Consider the following 16610-nt stretch of genomic DNA (forward strand, 5'->3'; position numbering starts at 1 on the left):
AAGTTGCATGCACGGTTCAATCACACAGTTCGCCCGTCATTGCCTCGCCGGTGCGTTGCTCTCGGCAGTGGCGCTGGGCGCTCAGGCTAAAGCCTTGCCAGGTGCGCCGGCACCGTTCGACAAAGGTCAGGTACAGATCGCACTGGTGGGTTACTTGTTCTCCGGGGACTTCCCCGAGGCGTACTTGCGTGGCGTGGAAAAACAGACTGAAGCGTTGGGCGCCAACCTGCGCGTATTCGATGCCCGGCAGCAAGCGGCGAGTCAGGGCGAGATGATCGATCAGGCGGTCGATCTCGGCGTCGACGGCATCATCGTCCAGCTCGGCCTGGCCGAAACCCTGAAAGCGCCGATTGATCGGGCCATCGCCAAAGGCATCAAAGTCGTCGCTTTCGATGTCGATCTGAACACCCCGCAAGTGACTCAGGTCGAGCAGGATCACCATGCGCTGGCGCGTCTGGCACTGGATCAGGCCATCAAGGACAACGGCACAAAGTTTGATGCCGGCTACGTGTACATTAGCGGCTTTACGCCGATGGAGCGCCGCGATGAAATCTGGAGTCAGGTGAAGAAAGCCAATCCGGGGATCGTCGAGAAGGCACGCTTTGGCACGCTGAATCCGCCGATTGCCAACTCGGTGGCGGATCAGGCCAGCGCCGTGCTTCGAGCCAATCCAGGCATCAGCGTGATCTTCGCACCGTTCGATGAGTTCGCCAAAGGTGCGAAAATCGCCGTCGATGAGGCTGGGCTGACCAGCAAGGTGAAGATCTACAGCGCCGATATTTCCACCGCCGATATTCAGATCATGAAAGAACCGGACAGTGCCTGGGCGGCGACGGCGGCGGTCAATCCGCAAGTCGCCGGGGCGATCAGCGTGCGCAGTCTGGCGATGTTGATTGCCGGGGAAAACCCGGGGCATCAGGTGCTGGTACCGCCGACGTTAATTACCCGCCAGCAGTTGCTGGATCTGGATGTGAAAAACGTTCGAGATCTGGCGCAGAAGCTCCCCAGCTTTGGTGATTCCGCGAATGTCGCACGGGCGGCGTGGATCCCGGTGGTCAACTAGATCCTCCTACCGACAACGATCCCCTGTAGGAGTGAGCCTGCTCGCGATGGCGTCAGGTCTGTCGACATCTTTGGCGCTTGACCCAGCGCTATCGCGAGCAGGCTCACTCCTACAGGGAATTGGGGGCACCCTTGAAAATGGAGTGACTATGCACAACAAAGCTGACCGCTTACGCAAAAGCCGTTCCCCGAAAACCGATACGGCGCTCGGTAAACGACTACCCCCAGGCCAGGTGCTGACGGAGCGTTTTCCAATTCTCCACGAAGGCGAAATACCGGATTACGACCTCGCCAACTGGTCGCTGCGCCTGTTCGGCACACTCGCACGGCCAATCGAATTACGTTACGCCGATCTGCAGACGCTGCCGCAACGGCAACTGCGCTGCGACATCCATTGCGTGACGCGCTGGTCGAAGTTCGACACCGAGTGGAGCGGGGTGCATCTGCAGGACCTGTTGCAGGCATTTGATATCCAGCCAACATCGGATTTTGTCATGGCCCATGCCGACCACGATTACCAGACCAACTTGCGACTCGACGATCTGTTGCATCCGGGCAGTCTGCTGGCCACCCATTACGCCGGCCAACCGCTGACCGCACAACATGGCTGGCCACTGCGGCTGGTGGTGGCGGGGCGGTATTTCTGGAAGAGCGCGAAGTGGCTGCGCGGGCTTGAATTCGTCGAGCAGGAACAACCGGGGTTCTGGGAGCAGAATGGCTTTCATCTGCACGCCGATCCGTTTGCCGAACAGCGTTTCAGTGGGGATGAACTGGATATTGCCGAGAATGCCTGGCTGGAAAAAGAGTTCGACTAAGTAGTGCCCGACGCAGATCAAAACTGTAGGAGTGAGCCTGCTCGCGATAGCGGTTTTAAATTCAACGGTGATGTCGACAGATGTACCGCTATCGCGAGCAGGCTCACTCCTACAGGGGGACTGCATTTCAATATAAAAAATTGGTGTTGGTTGGTTCAGGTGTTGGCTCAGCAACACTTCTGTTGAACTAAGAACAACTTTTTAGAGCGATCTAACCTAAGCGTTATTGGTTCTTTTGCGATCGACGGCAGCTCGTCTAGCATCGGCTTTCAAGGGGAAACGTCTCACGCTGGGGAAACTGCAACTCACCGTAAAAAAGCCTTCACTGCCTTCCAGAAATCCAAAACTACAGCAGACATTTCCGCGCATTGCTTGCCGAACTTTTATTGTCGGCAACGGCCGGGTATTAACTGCGATTCAAGGAGCTGTTATATGCATTACCGTTCCCGTTCATTACTGGCGGCTGCTGTCGTGTCCGCTATCTGGCAACTTCCGGCCAACGCCGAAGAAACTTCGGCAAGCGCTGACAGTGAATCCCGACTTGGTACCGTGTTGGTCACCGGCACCCGTGGCACTTCGCGCACCGTGCTGGATTCGCCGGTGCCGGTCGATGTGCTCACCGCTGAAGACCTCAAATCCGCCGGCGCCGCTGACGGTGAACTGGGCGCGGCATTGCAGACTTTGTTGCCATCCTTCAGCCTGCCGCGCCAATCCAACTCCGGCGGCGCCGACCATGTGCGTGCGGCGCAACTGCGCGGCATGAGCCCGGATCAGGTGCTGGTACTGGTCAACGGCAAGCGCCGCCACACGTCGGCGGTGGTCAACGATTCGTCGAAGATCGGTCGCGGTACTGCCCCCGTGGATTTCAACTCGATACCGATCAGCGCGATCAAACGCATCGAAGTGCTGCGTGACGGTGCCGGCGCGCAGTACGGCTCCGACGCGATTGCTGGGGTGATCAACATTATCCTCGACGACGCCCCCGAGGGCGGTGAGGTGTCGACCAGTTATGGCGCCTATCACACCCGTCAGGACGCGATCGACAAGACCACCACCGACGGCCAGAACAGCGTGACCACGGCGAAGATCGGCACGCGTTTGGGCGAGGAGGGCGGGTTTATCCGTGGCGGCACCGAATACAAGGATCGCAACCCCACCAACCGCGCTGGTTTCGACGGTTTTGCCGACAGCCCTGGCCAGCGCAACTATGTGATGGGCGACGGCGTCGCGCGCGACGTCAACCTCTGGTTCAACAGTGAGTTGCCACTGGCCGGCGGCAAGGCCTACAGCTTCGGCACCTATAACCAGCGCCACACCACCGGCGCCGAGTTCTATCGCTACCCGTACGAACAGCCGCAGTTCTACCCCAACGGCTACTTGCCGCAATCGCTCGGCGACAACAAAGACATCTCCGCCACCGCCGGTTTCAAAGGCCTGATCGGTGACGAGTGGGACTTCGACAGCAGCGTCACCCACGGTCGCAACCGCTTCGACGGATCGACCCGGCACACGCTCAACGCCAGTCTCGGCGAAGACTCACCGACGAAGTTCGACACCGGCGATTACGAGCTGCGCCAGACCACCAGCAACCTCGACTTGAGCCGCGAACTGCGTCTCGGTGAGCGCTCCTTCGTACTCGCGGTTGGCGGCGAATACCGCTACGAAAACTACCTGACCTATGCCGGTGACGAGGCCTCCTACATCGGCTCCGGAGCCGACGGCGCCAATGGTCTGCGCCCGAGCGAAGAGTCGGATCTGGATCGCAATGTGTTCGGTACTTACGCCGAGTTGTCCGGCGATCTCACCGACCGCTTCTTCGTCGACGCCGCCACGCGTTGGGAACATTACGACGATGCCGGCAGCAAACTCACCGGCAAACTCAGCGGTCGCTACAAACTCACCGAGCAATGGGCCTTGCGCGGTGCGGTGTCGAACAACTTCCGTGCACCGTCGCTGGCCCAGAGTGGCTTCCAGAACACCACCAGCAACTTCGGCGATGGCGGTACGCTGACCGATATCCGCGTGCTCTCGGTCAACGACCCGATCGCCCGCGCACTGGGCGCTGAAAAACTCGATCCGGAAACCTCGAAGAACTTTAGCCTTGGCCTGACTTTCCAGTTGAACGAACGCTTCGACGCGTCGCTGGACGTGTTCCGCATCGACGTCAAAGACCGCATCACCCTGTCGCAACGCATTGGCAGCGATGCTCTGGAAAACTACATCAACGACAACTTCGGCGTTGCTGGCGTGCACGACGTCAACTTCTTCACCAACGCGGCGGACACCAGCACCGACGGTGCCGAATTGGTGCTCAACTACCACCAACCGTTCTACGAAGGGCAACTGGGCCTGACCACCGCGTACACCTACAACCACACCAAAGTCACCAGCACCAAAGGCACGCCGTCGCAACTGACGGCGCTGGGCGTTGGCAATGACGCGCTCGTTGGTGTCGAGGAAACCAACACCCTGACCGACGCGGCGCCGAAGGATCGCTTCATCTTTTCCGCCAATTGGGCCAGCGAGCATTGGGGCTTGCTCGGGCGTCTGACCCGCCAGGGCGAGACCACTCGCGTGTTCGATTTCGGCGATTCGCAACCGGAGCAAACTTACGGCGCGGTGTGGCAGCTGGACGCCGAAGTGGCCTACAAATTCACCCCGAAATTCAACATTGCCGTGGGCGGCAACAACCTCACCGACAACTACCCGGAACGTTCCGGTTCGGCGATCAACTACGGCGGCAACCTGCCGTACGACGTGCTCTCGCCAATCGGCACCAACGGCGCCTACTACTACGCCCGCGCCACCTATGGTTTCTGACGCGGGGCCGGGGCGGCATCTGCCGGTGTTTCAGGCGTTGCTGATCACGCTGGGCATGGTGATCACCACCGACATCCTGAAAACCGCGCCGACCGTGGCCCTCAATGTCGGGCCGGAGCATTTCTACCTGTTGTGGGTGCTGGGCGGCGTCGCGTCGATGATTGGCGCGCTGTGTTTTGCAGAGATGGCCACGGCGTTTCCGCATCCGGGCGGCGACTATCACTTTCTGCGCACGGCGTATGGCGAACGCATGGGATTCTTGTTCGCCTGGTCGCGGTTTTCGGTGATGCACACCGGGTGGATAGCGTTATCGGCGTTCATGTTTGCCGATTACGTCGATGCGGTGGTGCCGCTGGGGCAGTACGGCTCCGGGTTGTTTGCCGGGGCGGTGATTGCGGCATTGGTGTCGCTTAATCTCATCGGTAAACACACTGGTTTTATTACCCAGACCTTGTTGGTGGGGCTGCTGGCGCTGGGTTTTTTGAGCATCGCCAGTGCCGGTGTTTTTCTGGCCTGGCAAGGTATCGAAGCGCCTGCGCCGAGTCTTGCGCCCGTCGTGGAAAACACCGGCATGGCCGGGTTCTCGGCGGCGATGATTTTCGTCTTTCTGGCATTCGGCGGCTGGAGCGATGCGGCGACGTTGTCGGCGGAAGTGCGTGATGGCCGGCGGGGGATTTTCATCGCCATGCTCGGTGCGCTGAGCGTGTTGATGGCGATCTATCTGGCGCTCAATTGGGCGTTCGTTCAGGGCTTGGGATTCGCTGGACTGGCCGCCAGCAATGCACCGGCGGTTGAGTTGTTGAACCGTGCTTTCGGTGCACCGGGTGTCATGCTGATTTTGCTGATGGTCGGTATCGCCGCGATCGCGACCATCAACTCGACCCTGCTGGTCGGCGCTCGCACCACTTACGCTGCTGCGCGCGATGTGCCACAACTGCGCAGCTTCGGCGCCTGGGATGACCGCCATGGTGTACCGCGCAAAGCGTTACTGGCGGAAGGAGCGGTGGCATTGTTGCTGGTGCTGTTTGGCAGTTTTACTCAGAGCGGCTTCAACACCATGGTCGAGTACCTGACCCCGGTTTATTGGCTGTTTCTGAGTTTGAGCAGCGTAGCGCTGATCATCCTGCGACGGCGCTTTCCTGAGGTGCCGAGGCCGGTGAAGGTGCCGTTGTATCCGCTGTTGCCGCTGCTGTTTTTCGGGTTGTGCCTGTACATGCTGTATTCCAGCGTGACGGTGGTGGGGTTTGGGGCATTTTTGGGGATTGCGGTGTTGCTGGTGGGCTTGGTGCTGTTGGCCGGGTTGAGCCGACTGACGCTAAACCCTCACCCCAGCCCTCTCCCAGAGGGAGAGGGGGCCGACCGAGGTGTCTTGGGGGATACATCGACCTGAAAGACCGAATCGATTATGGCTTCAGTGAAGCAAATACTGGTCGAAGCCGATTATGGATTCAGTGAAGTACGTTCAGGTCGGCGTACTTCTCCAATATCCCCGGATCGGTCCCCTCTCCCTTTGGGAGAGGGCTAGGGTGAGGGGCTCTTAAAAGGACACCTCCGCCGGCTGCGACAACCGCAGCACCGACAAGTCCCCCGTATTACGCTTGTAAGCCAAACGAATCGCTTCGATGCTGGCCCCATTCTTCGCACTATTTTCATGCAAAATCACAATCACCTTGGTGCTCAAGCGCTCAGGCTCCTTCGCGCCCTTATCCCGCCACTGCCCATAAGCATCAAGCACACTGAATCCATCAGGAAACCGCGACGTAACCTCCTGATCAAGAAACTCGCGCCAGCGCGCCGGGCTGACCGCACCTTCCTTGCCATCGATCGAACCCACGGAGAAGTACAACTCGGTGCGAATCCACTGCGCCTGCGCCGGCCGCGAAGTATCACCTTGCAGGGTCGAACTGGCGGGATCATGGGTGTGAACGGACGCAGGAGGAGGGCTGGCACAACCGGCGACGGCGACGAACAGCGCCGCCAGTAGAAAACGTCGAGGCATGGAACATCCTTATTGAACGATGAGTAAACCGCTCGAGTATAAGGTTGCTGTCTGACCGCCAATAAAGACCTAAAAAGCCGGCATTTAGGCGCTTCCGGAATAACCCTTCACCGCGCAAAAATTGTGGGAGCGAGCCTGCTCGCGAAAGCGATTTTTCAGACAGCGAAAATATTCCATGCCACAGCTTCACCGATTCATTACCCACTCGCCGGTGGTTTCGCCAACGCAATCTCTGCCGCACCCAGCCGCTTGAGAATTTCAAACAACAAATCACTTTTGGTCACCCCGACAATCCGCGGGCTGCCCACATAACCGGTCACCGTCAAAGTAATCCCGTCCGGCGACAACTTGCTGAAGCGCACGAACGGTGCCGGTTTATCGAGGATGGTTTCGTTCTCCCGATAAGTGTTGAGCAACAGGTCTTTCACCTCTTCGGGATCGATGTCCAGCGGGAACACCAGTTCCAGCGACGCCACGCCTTGCGCGCTGCCACCCAATGTCACGTTGCGCAGGTTCTGCGAGATCAGTTGCGAGTTGGGCACGATGACAATCGAGCGGTCGCTGAGCTGGATTTCCGTGGCGCGCACATTGATGCGGCGAATATCGCCTTCGACGCCACTGATGCTGATCAAGTCGCCGACTTTCACCGGCCGTTCAGTCAGCAAAATCAGCCCCGAGACAAAATTCTTCACGATCTCCTGCAAGCCGAAACCGATGCCCACCGATAACGCACTGACGATCCACGCCAGATTGGTCCACTGCACGCCCAGCGACGACAGCGTCAGCAGAATCACGAAGGCGTAGCCGATGTTGGAAAACAGCGTGCTCAGCGAGGCGCACATGCCCGGGTCCATCTCGGTCTTGGGCAGGAACTCGTTGTCGAGCCAACGGCGCAGGGCGCGGATCAGCCAGATGCCGATCATCAGCGCCAGCACGGCATTGAGCAGGTGGCCGGGGACGATGTTCAGCTTGCGCAGCCCGGCGCCGCCGAGGATTGCCATGATGTTGCTCGCCAGTTGTCCCAGCGTGGTGCCGATGCCGCCGACAAACAGGGCGATGACCGCCAGCAACAACAGCGCGGCCCGGCTGAAACCGGACAGCAGAATCTCGATCTGATCAAGCCGGCGATCGCCAATGCCGAGCAACTGTTTAAGTGCCTTGCCGCTCGCATGTCTGGGTGAAAACACGTGTTCGCAGGCGTCCTTGACCAATTGAATCAGCAAGTAGAACCCCGACAAGACTATGTACGCCCACACCAGCTCATAACTGATGAACCGCGCCAGCGACACGTAACCGGTGAGCAGGGCAATCGCCGAGACAAACATCGAAATGCTCGCGATGGTGTAAATCACCCCGGCAAACGTACTGTTGGCCGCCGCTGCATCATTGGCCGCGACCAGTGCCTTGCGCACCTTGCCGACGCGCAACAGCAGGACCGTCACGATCGCTAGCACGACGATCGAAATGACCCCGCGCCCGGCAATCACGATCTGGCTGCTCATGCCGGTGGCGTTGCTGACCTGCACCAGCGTCACCAGCACCAATAACGTGCAGGACAAGATGCGCGGGTAGGGCCTGAGCGCCAGTGCCACCTGATCGGCAATCGCCGGCAGGCGCCACGAGGGATGTTCGGTCGACAACAACGCGCGGCTCAAACCGGTGATCAGCACGCAGGCATAGACGACCTTCTCGAACTCTTCGGAGAATGTTTCCAGTACCGGCGGCAAATTTTGGTGGCGGGTGCAGGCGTAGAACAACAATTGCAAGGCAATGCCGGTGGTAGCGATGGTCGCCAGCGCCGAGGCGAACGCCAGTGCACTGCGGCGCAGACGCCCCTCGGGCATGCGGTAAATGCACACCCAGGTCAGGCCGCGTTCGGCCAGTCTGCGGCCGAATGTCCAGATGATCAGCGCCAACGCCATCAGTACACTGGTGTAGGCGCGTTCGCCCGGCGCCCACACGGTGGACCATGTATCGCGCACCTGCGTGACGAAAAAGCGTAAACGCTGACGGTCGTCGTCACTCGGACTCACCAGCGGCGACCAGAAACTCGGGCTCAGCACGCTGTCAGTGCCCAGCGTCAGCTCACTTTCAAGCAGTGTGCGACGGATGCCAGCGATCTGCGTAATAAGGTCCGCTGCGCTCTGCTTCAGCGCAGCCAGGCTCTTCAGCGTGCCGTCGACCTTGCTCTTTTGCTCGGCCAGCGATGCCCGTTGCGCGACGATATCTGCCTGCTCGGCCGCCAGATCGGCATCCGGCGCAGCCCCCAGCACCCCAAGCTGCACGGCCAGTTGCGCCTGCTGCGGCAACAACGCTGCCGACAACCGATCGACATCCAGAATAAACGCCTGCACCCGATCCTGCGGGCCTTCGAGCTGGTTGTAATTGTTCGCTGCGGAAATCTGTTGCTTGAGGCCGTCGAGGCGTTGTTGCAACGCCTGCAGATCGCTTTGTGAAATCACCGGTAACGGCGCGGCGGCGGTGGCCGGCGCCGGCAAATCGGCTGCCCACAGCGGCGGACTGCCGCAAACAAGCAGCATGAACGCGACAAAAAACAACGACTTCAGTGTGTTGCGCATGGGTGAGGCGGCTCGAATGGATCACACAGTCTATGAGGTTAGGTGATCGAGCCGATCGGGGAGGAAAACTTTCCGGCAAAGCAGGGCAGGTGAGCAAGTGTCCAGACGAAAAAAGCCCGACGGGTAAGGTCGGGCCTTTCTTCGGTGACGGCGCTGAAGCACTGCATTCAGACGGCGCGGCGTTCAATCAAGCGGTCCGAACCACCTTCGGCAACGGCATCACTGAACAGCGGGTCGGTTTCAGTGGCGGCGGCAACTGCGTCGCTGAACAGCGGATCAGTCTGGGTCGCAGCGGCGACTGCATCGCTGAACAGTGGATCAGTCTGGGTGGCAGGTTCAGCGGCAAAAGCATTCAGGGCGAACAGTGAGAAAGCGATGCTGAGAAGGGCTTGGCGTTTCATGAGTGTGTGCTCCGTGGGGTAGTGGTTGGGTCTGGAGCCGATCTTACGCCGTGAGCCTGATAAGAGAACTTCATTGAATCAATGGCTGTTATTGGCGCGGTTAATGATTGGGCTTTCTGAAGTCATCAAGGCGTAAATCAGGCTTACGCATAACCGATCTTCACCTGAGCACTGATCAGTTCAGCCAGCATCCGCACCGGCTCGGTGAAGGTCTGCCGCGACCGGTGCACCAGGCCGATATCGCGGTGGAAAGTGTGTTGCCCCAAGTTCAGCACCCGGACACCGGCAGGCCATGCAAAGTCGGGCGCGGTCTGCGGCACCAGTGCCACTCCGACACCGTTTTCGACGAGTCTGATAATCGCCTCCAGCTCATCCAGCTCGCAGACCTCTCGCAGTGTGAAATGCATCTGCCGCAAAAAGCGGTCGACCTGCCTGCCGCCAAAGGAAGATCGGTCATATCGAATGAACGGCTGGCTGGAAAGCAACTGGGTCCAGTCATCTCCCGGCATATCACGCGGCACGATCAACCGGTAAGGCTCCAGTGCCAGCGTCGTCCAGCGCAGGTCGCTTTGCAGTGAAAAGGGTGGGCGGATGATCACGGCCATGTCGATCTCGCCAACATCCACCAGGTTGACCAGTTCCATCGACAACCCAGGCACCACGCGGGATCGGCACTGCGGGCAGTGCTGGTGAAACTTAGCCAACGCGTCCGGCAAGTAAGAGCGCTGCACTGAAGCAATCGCGCCAATGTTGACCAGCACGTTGGGCGGCAGTCCCATCGTTGTCGAACCGAGGCTGTCGTAGAGCCTGAGCAGTTCTTGCGCCTGCAGGAGGATCTGCTGGCCCATTTTGTTGAGGTGTGCCGAGCGCCCCTTCCTGTCGAAAAGCTCGAAGCCGAGTTCAGCTTCCAGGCGCTGGATCTGTGCGCTGACGGCGGCCTGCGTGAGGCCGATTTTGTTGCCTGCAGCAGCGAAAGTACCTTCGCGCGCGACGGTGATGAGTGTCTTCAGTTCTTTGATCATTCACAAATATTAATTGTGTTTCTAAGAAATATATATTGATTTTTATGTTTGGTTTTCCGTCCTAGGATGTTTCCCATTCCCCGGCAGCGGCTGAATCCTAAGGCGCCGATGACGGCAGGAATGTTCGCCAACCCACAACAATATGATCGGAGTTCTGATGAGCCTCTCGCCTTTTCACCTCGCTATCCCCGTTTACGATCTGGCTGCAGCGCGCACCTTTTACGGTGAAGTCTTTGGTCTTGCAGAAGGGCGCTCCAGTACTCAGTGGGTCGACTTCGATTTTTATGGCCACCAACTGGTCATCCACGAACACCCGAAAACCGCGTCCCAGGAAAGTGTTCACAGCAACCCGGTCGACGGTCACGACGTTCCGGTTCCGCACTTCGGCATCATTCTGGGATGGCAACAGTGGGAAGCATTGGCCGAACGCCTGAAGTCCTTTGGCACCGAGTTTGTGATCGAACCGTACATTCGCTTTCAGGGGCAGGTCGGCGAGCAAGCCACCATGTTTCTCTTTGATCCGTGCGGCAACGCTCTGGAATTCAAGGCTTTCAAGGATATGAGCCAGCTCTTCGCCAAATGACAGGCGGCATGGCACAACCCGGTTGTGCCATTCGGTCTCAAGTGAGCTGGAAGCTCATGACTCTAGCAACTGCCCTTAGCGCAGACCTTTCATTCCAACAAAAAGGCTAGACATGAAACGTATTCCCCTGGTGTGGCAAATCGTTGCCGGGCTGTTGCTTGGCGTGCTCGTCGGTTGGTATTTCAACACCCATCCGCAGTATCAAACATGGGTGAGTGCGGAGATCTTGAAGCCTCTGGGCGACATCTTTATCAAGATGATGAAGATGGTGGTGGTACCGATTGTGTTCTGCTGCATGATCCTGGGCATTGCCGGCGGTGGCGATAACAAGTCGTTTGGCCGCATGGGCATCAAGTCGCTGGGGTATTTCTTTGCGATAACCGCGCTGGCGATTGTGGTCGGCCTGTGTTTCGCAAATATCTTCGAGCCGGGTACCGGCACCGATATTTCCGGCCTGTCCCACGGCACGGCGTCGATCAACATGGAGCCGTCAAAAGGTGCGCTGGTGATCCTGCAGAACATCGTGCCGGACAATGTTCTGGTGGCGATGTCGGAAGCGAAATTGCTCTCGGTGCTGTTCTTCGCCGTGCTGTTCGGCCTCGCCCTGAACGCGCTGCCGAGAGAAAAAAGTGCACCGGCCATTGCGCTGGTTCAGAGCATTTCCGATGCGATGTTCAAGGTTGTCTCAATCGTCATGGCCTACGCACCGATAGGTGTCTTCGGCATGATCGGCGCGACTGTCGCGACGTTTGGGTTTGCCTCGCTGTTGCCGTTGCTCAAGTTGATCGGCGTGGTTTACCTGGCGCTGGTGGTTTTCGCCTTGGTGATACTCGGCGGAATTTGCTACTTGATTGGCGAGAACATTTTCAAATTGATTCGCTACTTCCGCAGTGAATTGATTCTGGCGTTTTCAAGTGCCGCATCCGCCGCCGTCATGCCGCAGTTGATGACCCGGTTGGAGAGCTACGGTGTACCGCGTCGGATCGTCAGTTTCGTGGTGCCGGTGGGTTATGCATTCAATCTGGACGGCGCTTCGATTTTCCTTGGCGTCGCGACGATCTTCGTCGCGCAACTCTATGGCATCGACCTGTCGCTGTCGCAGCAGATCCTGCTGGTGGTGACGATGGTACTGACATCGAAAGGCGCGGCAGGTGTGCCCGGGTTTGCCATCATCATTCTCTCCGCAACGTTGGCTTCAGCCGGTTTGCCCCTGGAGGGTGTGGCATTGATCGCGGGTATTTTCAGGATCATCGACAGCGGTACGACCACGCTGAATGTATTGGGCAATGCCATTGCACCGCTGGTGATTGCCAAGTGGGAAAGAGCAACGCTTGAACCTGCACGCGTTCGTCCTGCGGCCGAAGTGTGAGTCTTTAGTCGCACCTCGGCACGACGGATATCTGCTTGTTAAACCGCACTGATGACGAGTGCACGCTCGCTGACAAAGGGGCGTTTTTTTTCGGTCTGTTTACTAGACGACCGGTCTATTGAGTTGGAGGGTTTATGATTGATAACGCTGTGGATACCGACCTTTTTTCGCCCATGGCCATGGGTGCGCTGCAATTGGCCAATCGAATTGTCATGGCGCCCGTCACGCGCAGCCGGATGGCTGATGACGGTGTGCCGAATGAAATGCACGCGACGTATTACGCCCAACGCGCCAGTGCAGGCTTGATCATCGCCGAAGCGACGAACATTTCCGCTCAGGGCCGTGGCTATGCGATGACCCCGGGAATCTGGTCGCAAGCGCAGGTCGCCGGGTGGAAGAAAGTCACCGATGCCGTACACGCGGCCGGCGGAAAAATCGTCAGCCAGTTGTGGCATGTCGGGCGTTTCTCCAGTGTCGAGTTGCAGCCCAATGGCGAATCGCCTGTGGCACCTTCGGCGATCAAGGCTGAGGGCAGCACGTACACCGAGAAAGGTTTTGTCGAAGTGTCGATGCCGCGTGCGCTTGAGACCTCGGAAATTCCGGGAATCATCGAGCAGTACAAACTGGCTGCTGAGAACGCCAAGCGCGCCGGTTTCGATGGCGTGGAAGTGCATTCGGCCAACAGTTATCTGCTCGACCAGTTTCTGCGCGATTCGACCAATCAGCGCACGGACCGATACGGCGGCGCCATCGAAAACCGTGCGCGGCTGACGCTGGAAGTCACCGAAGCGGTGGTGTCCATCTGGGGCAGCGACCGCGTCGGTATCCGCCTTTCACCCGTAACCCCCGATGCCGGCAATACGCCGCCCGACAGCAATGTCATGGCGACATACGGCTACCTGATCCAGCAACTCAATCGATTCAATCTGGCCTACCTGCATTTCGTCGAAGGCGCCACCGCCACATCTCGAACCGTGCCGGCGGGCGTGGACCTGGACGCGCTGAGTGCGCAGTTCGAAGGCGCGTTCATTGGCAACAACAACTATGACCTGGCGATGGCGCTTGAGCGTCGGGCGCAGGGGCGTATCGACGCGGTGGCGTTTGGTCGCCTGTTTATTGCCAACCCCGATCTGGTGGAACGTCTGCGGCACGGTCTCGAACTGACCATTGCGCCGCGTGAGAGTTACTACGGCGGGGGCGCCAAAGGCTACATCGACTGGCCAACCGCCAACGCTTGAATGACTGCCCGGACGCAATCGCATTCACTGTAAAGAGGAACGGAACATGAACTATCTGCACAACAAAGTCGCCATCGTCACCGGCGCATCGTCCGGTATCGGGGCGGCAACCACACGTGCGCTGGCAGCACACGGCGTTCGCGTCGTTGCCGCCGCGCTGGATGAACACGGTCTGGCAGCCTTCGTCGCCGAGTTGCGTGAGGCCGGTCATGACGTGGCTGCATTTACCACGGATGTGACCCGGCTGGATCAAACCCGGGCGCTCGCCAGATTCGCGCAGGACACCTATGGCGCTGTCGACATTCTGGTGAACAACGCCGGGCTGATGCTGTTCTCCAACTGGGTCGATCTGGCCGTGGCGGATTGGGACAAGATGATCGACGTGAACATCAAGGGCTATCTCAATGCCACAGCAGCCGTGCTGCCAATGATGCTGGAGCACAAGTCCGGGCAGATCCTCAACATGGACTCGGTGGCCGGCCATCAGGTCGGGCCGGCGGCGGGTGTTTACAGCGCCACCAAATTTTTCGTGCAAGCCATGACGGAGTCCATGCGCAAAGAGCTGGGTGTGCAGCACGGCATCCGCGTCAACACGGTCAGCCCCGGTGTCATCAATACCGGCTGGGCGGACAAGGTCAGTGATCCACAAGGGCGCAAGGCTGCCCAGGAACTGAACCGCATCGCCATCGCACCTGACGATATCGCGCGTGCCGTGATCTACGCGCTCAATCAGCCGGAAAACGTCACCGTCAACGACCTGATCATTTCGCCGACGCGCCAGGACTGGTAACCGTCGGCTGTTCCTGCTGCCGGGTGCCAATCCTGGTTCCTGGCAGCCTTTGTCACTCACCCCCAACGATAGGAAACAACCATGTCCAAGAACATTAAAGCCGTGCCGACGGCTGAATACAACGCTGTCATCGCGACCGCCAATCAATACGTCGAAGGCCTTCGCATTGGCAGCGCGCAAGGCGTCGCTCAAGCCTTCCATAAAGAGGCAGTGATGTACGGTTTCACCAACGGCGAACTGCTCGGCGGCCCGATCAAGAACCTGTTTGATTTTGTCGAGAAGAACGGCGCAGCCCCCGAAATCAGCACGCGACTCGACGTGCTGGCGATCACCCCGACCACTGCGGTGGTGCGTGTGGACATGGAAACGGATGCAATTGGCGCCGACTACAACGACTACCTGACCCTGATCAAAATCGACGGAGCCTGGAAGGTCATCGCCAAGGTGTATCACCAGTTCGAGGTCTGAATACCGACCGCTCCCGGCATCTCGCTGCCGGGGATCAACATAAGAGGATTTTTGTCATGCCGATGGTTGAGTTTGACGCTGTCGTGGACGGCGATGCACAACAGGTCTGGAGTGTGTTGAAGCAGTTTGGCCAGATTCAGAACTGGCATCCTTCGATCGTGAGCAGCCAGATCGAAGGCGGGGCGGCGCAGAGGGTGGGTTGCATTCGCACCCTCACGCTGACCGATGGCGCGGTTGTCAGAGAACGCTTGTTGGCGATTGATGACTCAGCATTATCGCTGTCCTATCGCTTTGAAGAGGCACCTTTACCGCTGGACAACTACGTGGCCAGCGTGAAGTTGGTCGCTTTAACGGGACAGAACAAAACGCTCATCAGTTGGTCGGCAAGTTTCGATCCTCAAGAACTGAATACCGCTGAGCACTATCAGGCACTGATCCAAAGCCTGATCGTTGAGGGGCACAGCGGGCTGCAGGCATTGCTCGCTCAGCTTTAACAACACACGGTTCACACGCCCTCATTCCCGCAAGGAATGCAGGGCATGAAGCGAATGAATTTTTCCTCGCGTGGCGGCCAGTCTAGGTACGCGACCGGCCTGAGGCGGGGTTTGGCGAGGCGCCGCGGTTTTTCAGCTGCCTGTTCTGGGAGGCGTGGCTGACGTGTAAAAGCGACAGCCTCTAAAAGTACCGACTCGGCACTTCCCCCAACACTTGCTTGAACACCGTCGCAAACGCACTGGAACTGCTGTAGCCCAAGTCCATCGCGACCTCTGTGACCGACTGACCTTTGCCCAGCATGACAATCGCCGCCAGCAGACAGGCTTGCTGCCGCCATTCGATGTAGCTGATCCCGGTGTGCAGTCGAAAGTGTCGGGTGAAGGTGCGTCGACTCATGCCAGCACGTTGCGCCATGTCGTCGATACCGACCTCCAGCGAAGGCTGTTGCAGAAACGCGCGGCACACCATTGCCAGTCTAGGTTCTGCCGGTAACGGCGCATTGAGCGAAAGCGCCGGCATGCTGGCGATTTCATGCAGCAGCAAGCCCATCAAATGGCCGTCATGCCCTTGAGTGGAATAGCGCGCGGGTACATCGATGGCTTTCAACAGCAAATGGCGCAACAACGGCGACACGTCCAGTACCTGACAGTGCCCCGGCAGTCCGAGGCGCTGCGCCGCTTGTTTGCGGATATAGGTGTTGTGCAGCTTGACAGGCCCGCGCATTTGCATGGAGTGCGGCAGTTGCGCGGGTACCCAGATGCCGCGTTGCGGCGGCACGACCCAGTTGCCGTCATCGGTAAAAACGGTGATGACGCCGCTGGCCGCGTAGGCAAATTGGCCGCGCTGATGATCGTGCAGTGGGAACAGCGTGCCGTCCGCGTAGTCAATGGCAGTCACGACGGCATCGCGCGGGGTGTTCTGATAGGGATGGCTGGAGATTTCTCGCATGGCCCGATTCTAATGAAAGTT

Annotated in this window: 15 protein-coding genes; 10 read left to right on the forward strand and 5 right to left on the reverse strand. The window is 58.8% G+C overall.

Annotated features, from left to right (window positions below):
- Nucleotides 1-7: 7 nt before the first annotated feature.
- The 4 genes from PspR84_RS12965 (at nucleotide 8) to PspR84_RS12980 (ending at nucleotide 6087) form a co-directional block, all read left to right on the forward strand.
- The gene (locus tag PspR84_RS12965) at nucleotides 8-1063 is read left to right on the forward strand and encodes a substrate-binding domain-containing protein (RefSeq protein WP_160057550.1); all 1056 of its coding nucleotides are present in this window, start codon (nucleotides 8-10) and stop codon (nucleotides 1061-1063) included.
- 148 nt (nucleotides 1064-1211) lie between these two features.
- Nucleotides 1212-1877 (forward strand): sulfite oxidase-like oxidoreductase, encoded by a 666-nt coding sequence (locus PspR84_RS12970; protein ID WP_160057551.1) that lies wholly within the window; start codon nucleotides 1212-1214, stop codon nucleotides 1875-1877.
- Between the two features lie 432 nt (nucleotides 1878-2309).
- Nucleotides 2310-4697, forward strand: a complete 2388-nt coding sequence (locus tag PspR84_RS12975) for a TonB-dependent receptor (protein ID WP_160057552.1) — start codon at nucleotides 2310-2312, stop codon at nucleotides 4695-4697.
- Complete coding sequence (locus PspR84_RS12980; protein WP_160057553.1) at nucleotides 4687-6087, forward strand: APC family permease; 1401 nt, start codon at nucleotides 4687-4689, stop codon at nucleotides 6085-6087. Before PspR84_RS12975 ends, PspR84_RS12980 begins: the two co-directional genes overlap by 11 nt.
- A 147-nt stretch (nucleotides 6088-6234) precedes the next feature.
- Here the strand turns inward: PspR84_RS12980 and PspR84_RS12985 are convergent, their stop codons facing one another.
- From PspR84_RS12985 to PspR84_RS13000, 4 genes are all read right to left on the reverse strand, one after another.
- Nucleotides 6235-6696: a DUF3574 domain-containing protein gene (locus PspR84_RS12985; protein WP_160057554.1), complete on the reverse strand. Its 462-nt coding sequence runs from the start codon at nucleotides 6694-6696 to the stop codon at nucleotides 6235-6237.
- Nucleotides 6697-6893: 197 nt separating this feature from the next.
- Nucleotides 6894-9275 carry a DUF3772 domain-containing protein gene (locus tag PspR84_RS12990; RefSeq protein ID WP_160057555.1) on the reverse strand — a complete coding sequence of 794 codons (2382 nt, stop codon included), beginning with the start codon at nucleotides 9273-9275 and terminating at the stop codon, nucleotides 6894-6896.
- Between the two features lie 167 nt (nucleotides 9276-9442).
- A complete protein-coding gene (locus PspR84_RS12995; RefSeq protein ID WP_160057556.1) occupies nucleotides 9443-9676 on the reverse strand; it encodes a hypothetical protein in 234 nt (77 codons plus the stop codon).
- A gap of 143 nt (nucleotides 9677-9819) precedes the next feature.
- Entirely contained in the window at nucleotides 9820-10698 is an 879-nt protein-coding gene (locus PspR84_RS13000) for a LysR substrate-binding domain-containing protein (RefSeq protein WP_160057557.1), read from the reverse strand.
- Between the two features lie 157 nt (nucleotides 10699-10855).
- Between PspR84_RS13000 and PspR84_RS13005 the strand changes: the two genes are divergently transcribed.
- The 6 genes from PspR84_RS13005 (at nucleotide 10856) to PspR84_RS13030 (ending at nucleotide 15640) form a co-directional block, all read left to right on the forward strand.
- A complete protein-coding gene (locus PspR84_RS13005) occupies nucleotides 10856-11281 on the forward strand; it encodes a VOC family protein (protein WP_108225465.1) in 426 nt (141 codons plus the stop codon).
- Nucleotides 11282-11393: 112 nt separating this feature from the next.
- Nucleotides 11394-12650, forward strand: coding sequence for a cation:dicarboxylase symporter family transporter (locus PspR84_RS13010; protein ID WP_160057558.1), 1257 nt, complete (start codon nucleotides 11394-11396; stop codon nucleotides 12648-12650).
- 134 nt (nucleotides 12651-12784) lie between these two features.
- Nucleotides 12785-13888, forward strand: a complete 1104-nt coding sequence (locus PspR84_RS13015) for an alkene reductase (RefSeq protein ID WP_160057559.1) — start codon at nucleotides 12785-12787, stop codon at nucleotides 13886-13888.
- A 46-nt stretch (nucleotides 13889-13934) separates the two neighbouring features.
- Nucleotides 13935-14678 (forward strand): SDR family oxidoreductase, encoded by a 744-nt coding sequence (locus PspR84_RS13020; protein WP_160057560.1) that lies wholly within the window; start codon nucleotides 13935-13937, stop codon nucleotides 14676-14678.
- A gap of 81 nt (nucleotides 14679-14759) precedes the next feature.
- The gene (locus tag PspR84_RS13025; RefSeq protein ID WP_160057561.1) at nucleotides 14760-15146 is read left to right on the forward strand and encodes a nuclear transport factor 2 family protein; all 387 of its coding nucleotides are present in this window, start codon (nucleotides 14760-14762) and stop codon (nucleotides 15144-15146) included.
- A gap of 56 nt (nucleotides 15147-15202) precedes the next feature.
- A complete protein-coding gene (locus tag PspR84_RS13030) occupies nucleotides 15203-15640 on the forward strand; it encodes an SRPBCC family protein (RefSeq protein ID WP_160057562.1) in 438 nt (145 codons plus the stop codon).
- A gap of 181 nt (nucleotides 15641-15821) precedes the next feature.
- On the opposite strand, the gene PspR84_RS13035 is transcribed toward PspR84_RS13030, so the two are convergent.
- On the reverse strand, nucleotides 15822-16589 hold the full coding sequence (locus PspR84_RS13035; protein ID WP_160057563.1) for a helix-turn-helix transcriptional regulator: 768 nt from the start codon (nucleotides 16587-16589) through the stop codon (nucleotides 15822-15824).
- Between the last annotated feature and the right edge of the window lie 21 nt (nucleotides 16590-16610).

The sequence above is a fragment of the Pseudomonas sp. R84 genome (assembly GCF_009834515.1).
GTDB lineage: Bacteria > Pseudomonadota > Gammaproteobacteria > Pseudomonadales > Pseudomonadaceae > Aquipseudomonas.

Coding starts and splice junctions, on each gene's coding strand:
- PspR84_RS12975 (WP_160057552.1), top strand. CDS start 2,310: ATGCATTACCGTTCCCGTTCATTACTGGCGGCTGCTGTCGTGTCCGCT.
- PspR84_RS13015 (WP_160057559.1), top strand. CDS start 12,785: ATGATTGATAACGCTGTGGATACCGACCTTTTTTCGCCCATGGCCATG.
- PspR84_RS12970 (WP_160057551.1), top strand. CDS start 1,212: ATGCACAACAAAGCTGACCGCTTACGCAAAAGCCGTTCCCCGAAAACC.
- PspR84_RS12985 (WP_160057554.1), bottom strand. CDS start 6,696: ATGCCTCGACGTTTTCTACTGGCGGCGCTGTTCGTCGCCGTCGCCGGT.
- PspR84_RS12965 (WP_160057550.1), top strand. CDS start 8: ATGCACGGTTCAATCACACAGTTCGCCCGTCATTGCCTCGCCGGTGCG.
- PspR84_RS13005 (WP_108225465.1), top strand. CDS start 10,856: ATGAGCCTCTCGCCTTTTCACCTCGCTATCCCCGTTTACGATCTGGCT.
- PspR84_RS13010 (WP_160057558.1), top strand. CDS start 11,394: ATGAAACGTATTCCCCTGGTGTGGCAAATCGTTGCCGGGCTGTTGCTT.
- PspR84_RS12995 (WP_160057556.1), bottom strand. CDS start 9,676: ATGAAACGCCAAGCCCTTCTCAGCATCGCTTTCTCACTGTTCGCCCTG.
- PspR84_RS13030 (WP_160057562.1), top strand. CDS start 15,203: ATGCCGATGGTTGAGTTTGACGCTGTCGTGGACGGCGATGCACAACAG.
- PspR84_RS12990 (WP_160057555.1), bottom strand. CDS start 9,275: ATGCGCAACACACTGAAGTCGTTGTTTTTTGTCGCGTTCATGCTGCTT.
- PspR84_RS13000 (WP_160057557.1), bottom strand. CDS start 10,698: ATGATCAAAGAACTGAAGACACTCATCACCGTCGCGCGCGAAGGTACT.
- PspR84_RS13035 (WP_160057563.1), bottom strand. CDS start 16,589: ATGCGAGAAATCTCCAGCCATCCCTATCAGAACACCCCGCGCGATGCC.
- PspR84_RS12980 (WP_160057553.1), top strand. CDS start 4,687: ATGGTTTCTGACGCGGGGCCGGGGCGGCATCTGCCGGTGTTTCAGGCG.
- PspR84_RS13025 (WP_160057561.1), top strand. CDS start 14,760: ATGTCCAAGAACATTAAAGCCGTGCCGACGGCTGAATACAACGCTGTC.
- PspR84_RS13020 (WP_160057560.1), top strand. CDS start 13,935: ATGAACTATCTGCACAACAAAGTCGCCATCGTCACCGGCGCATCGTCC.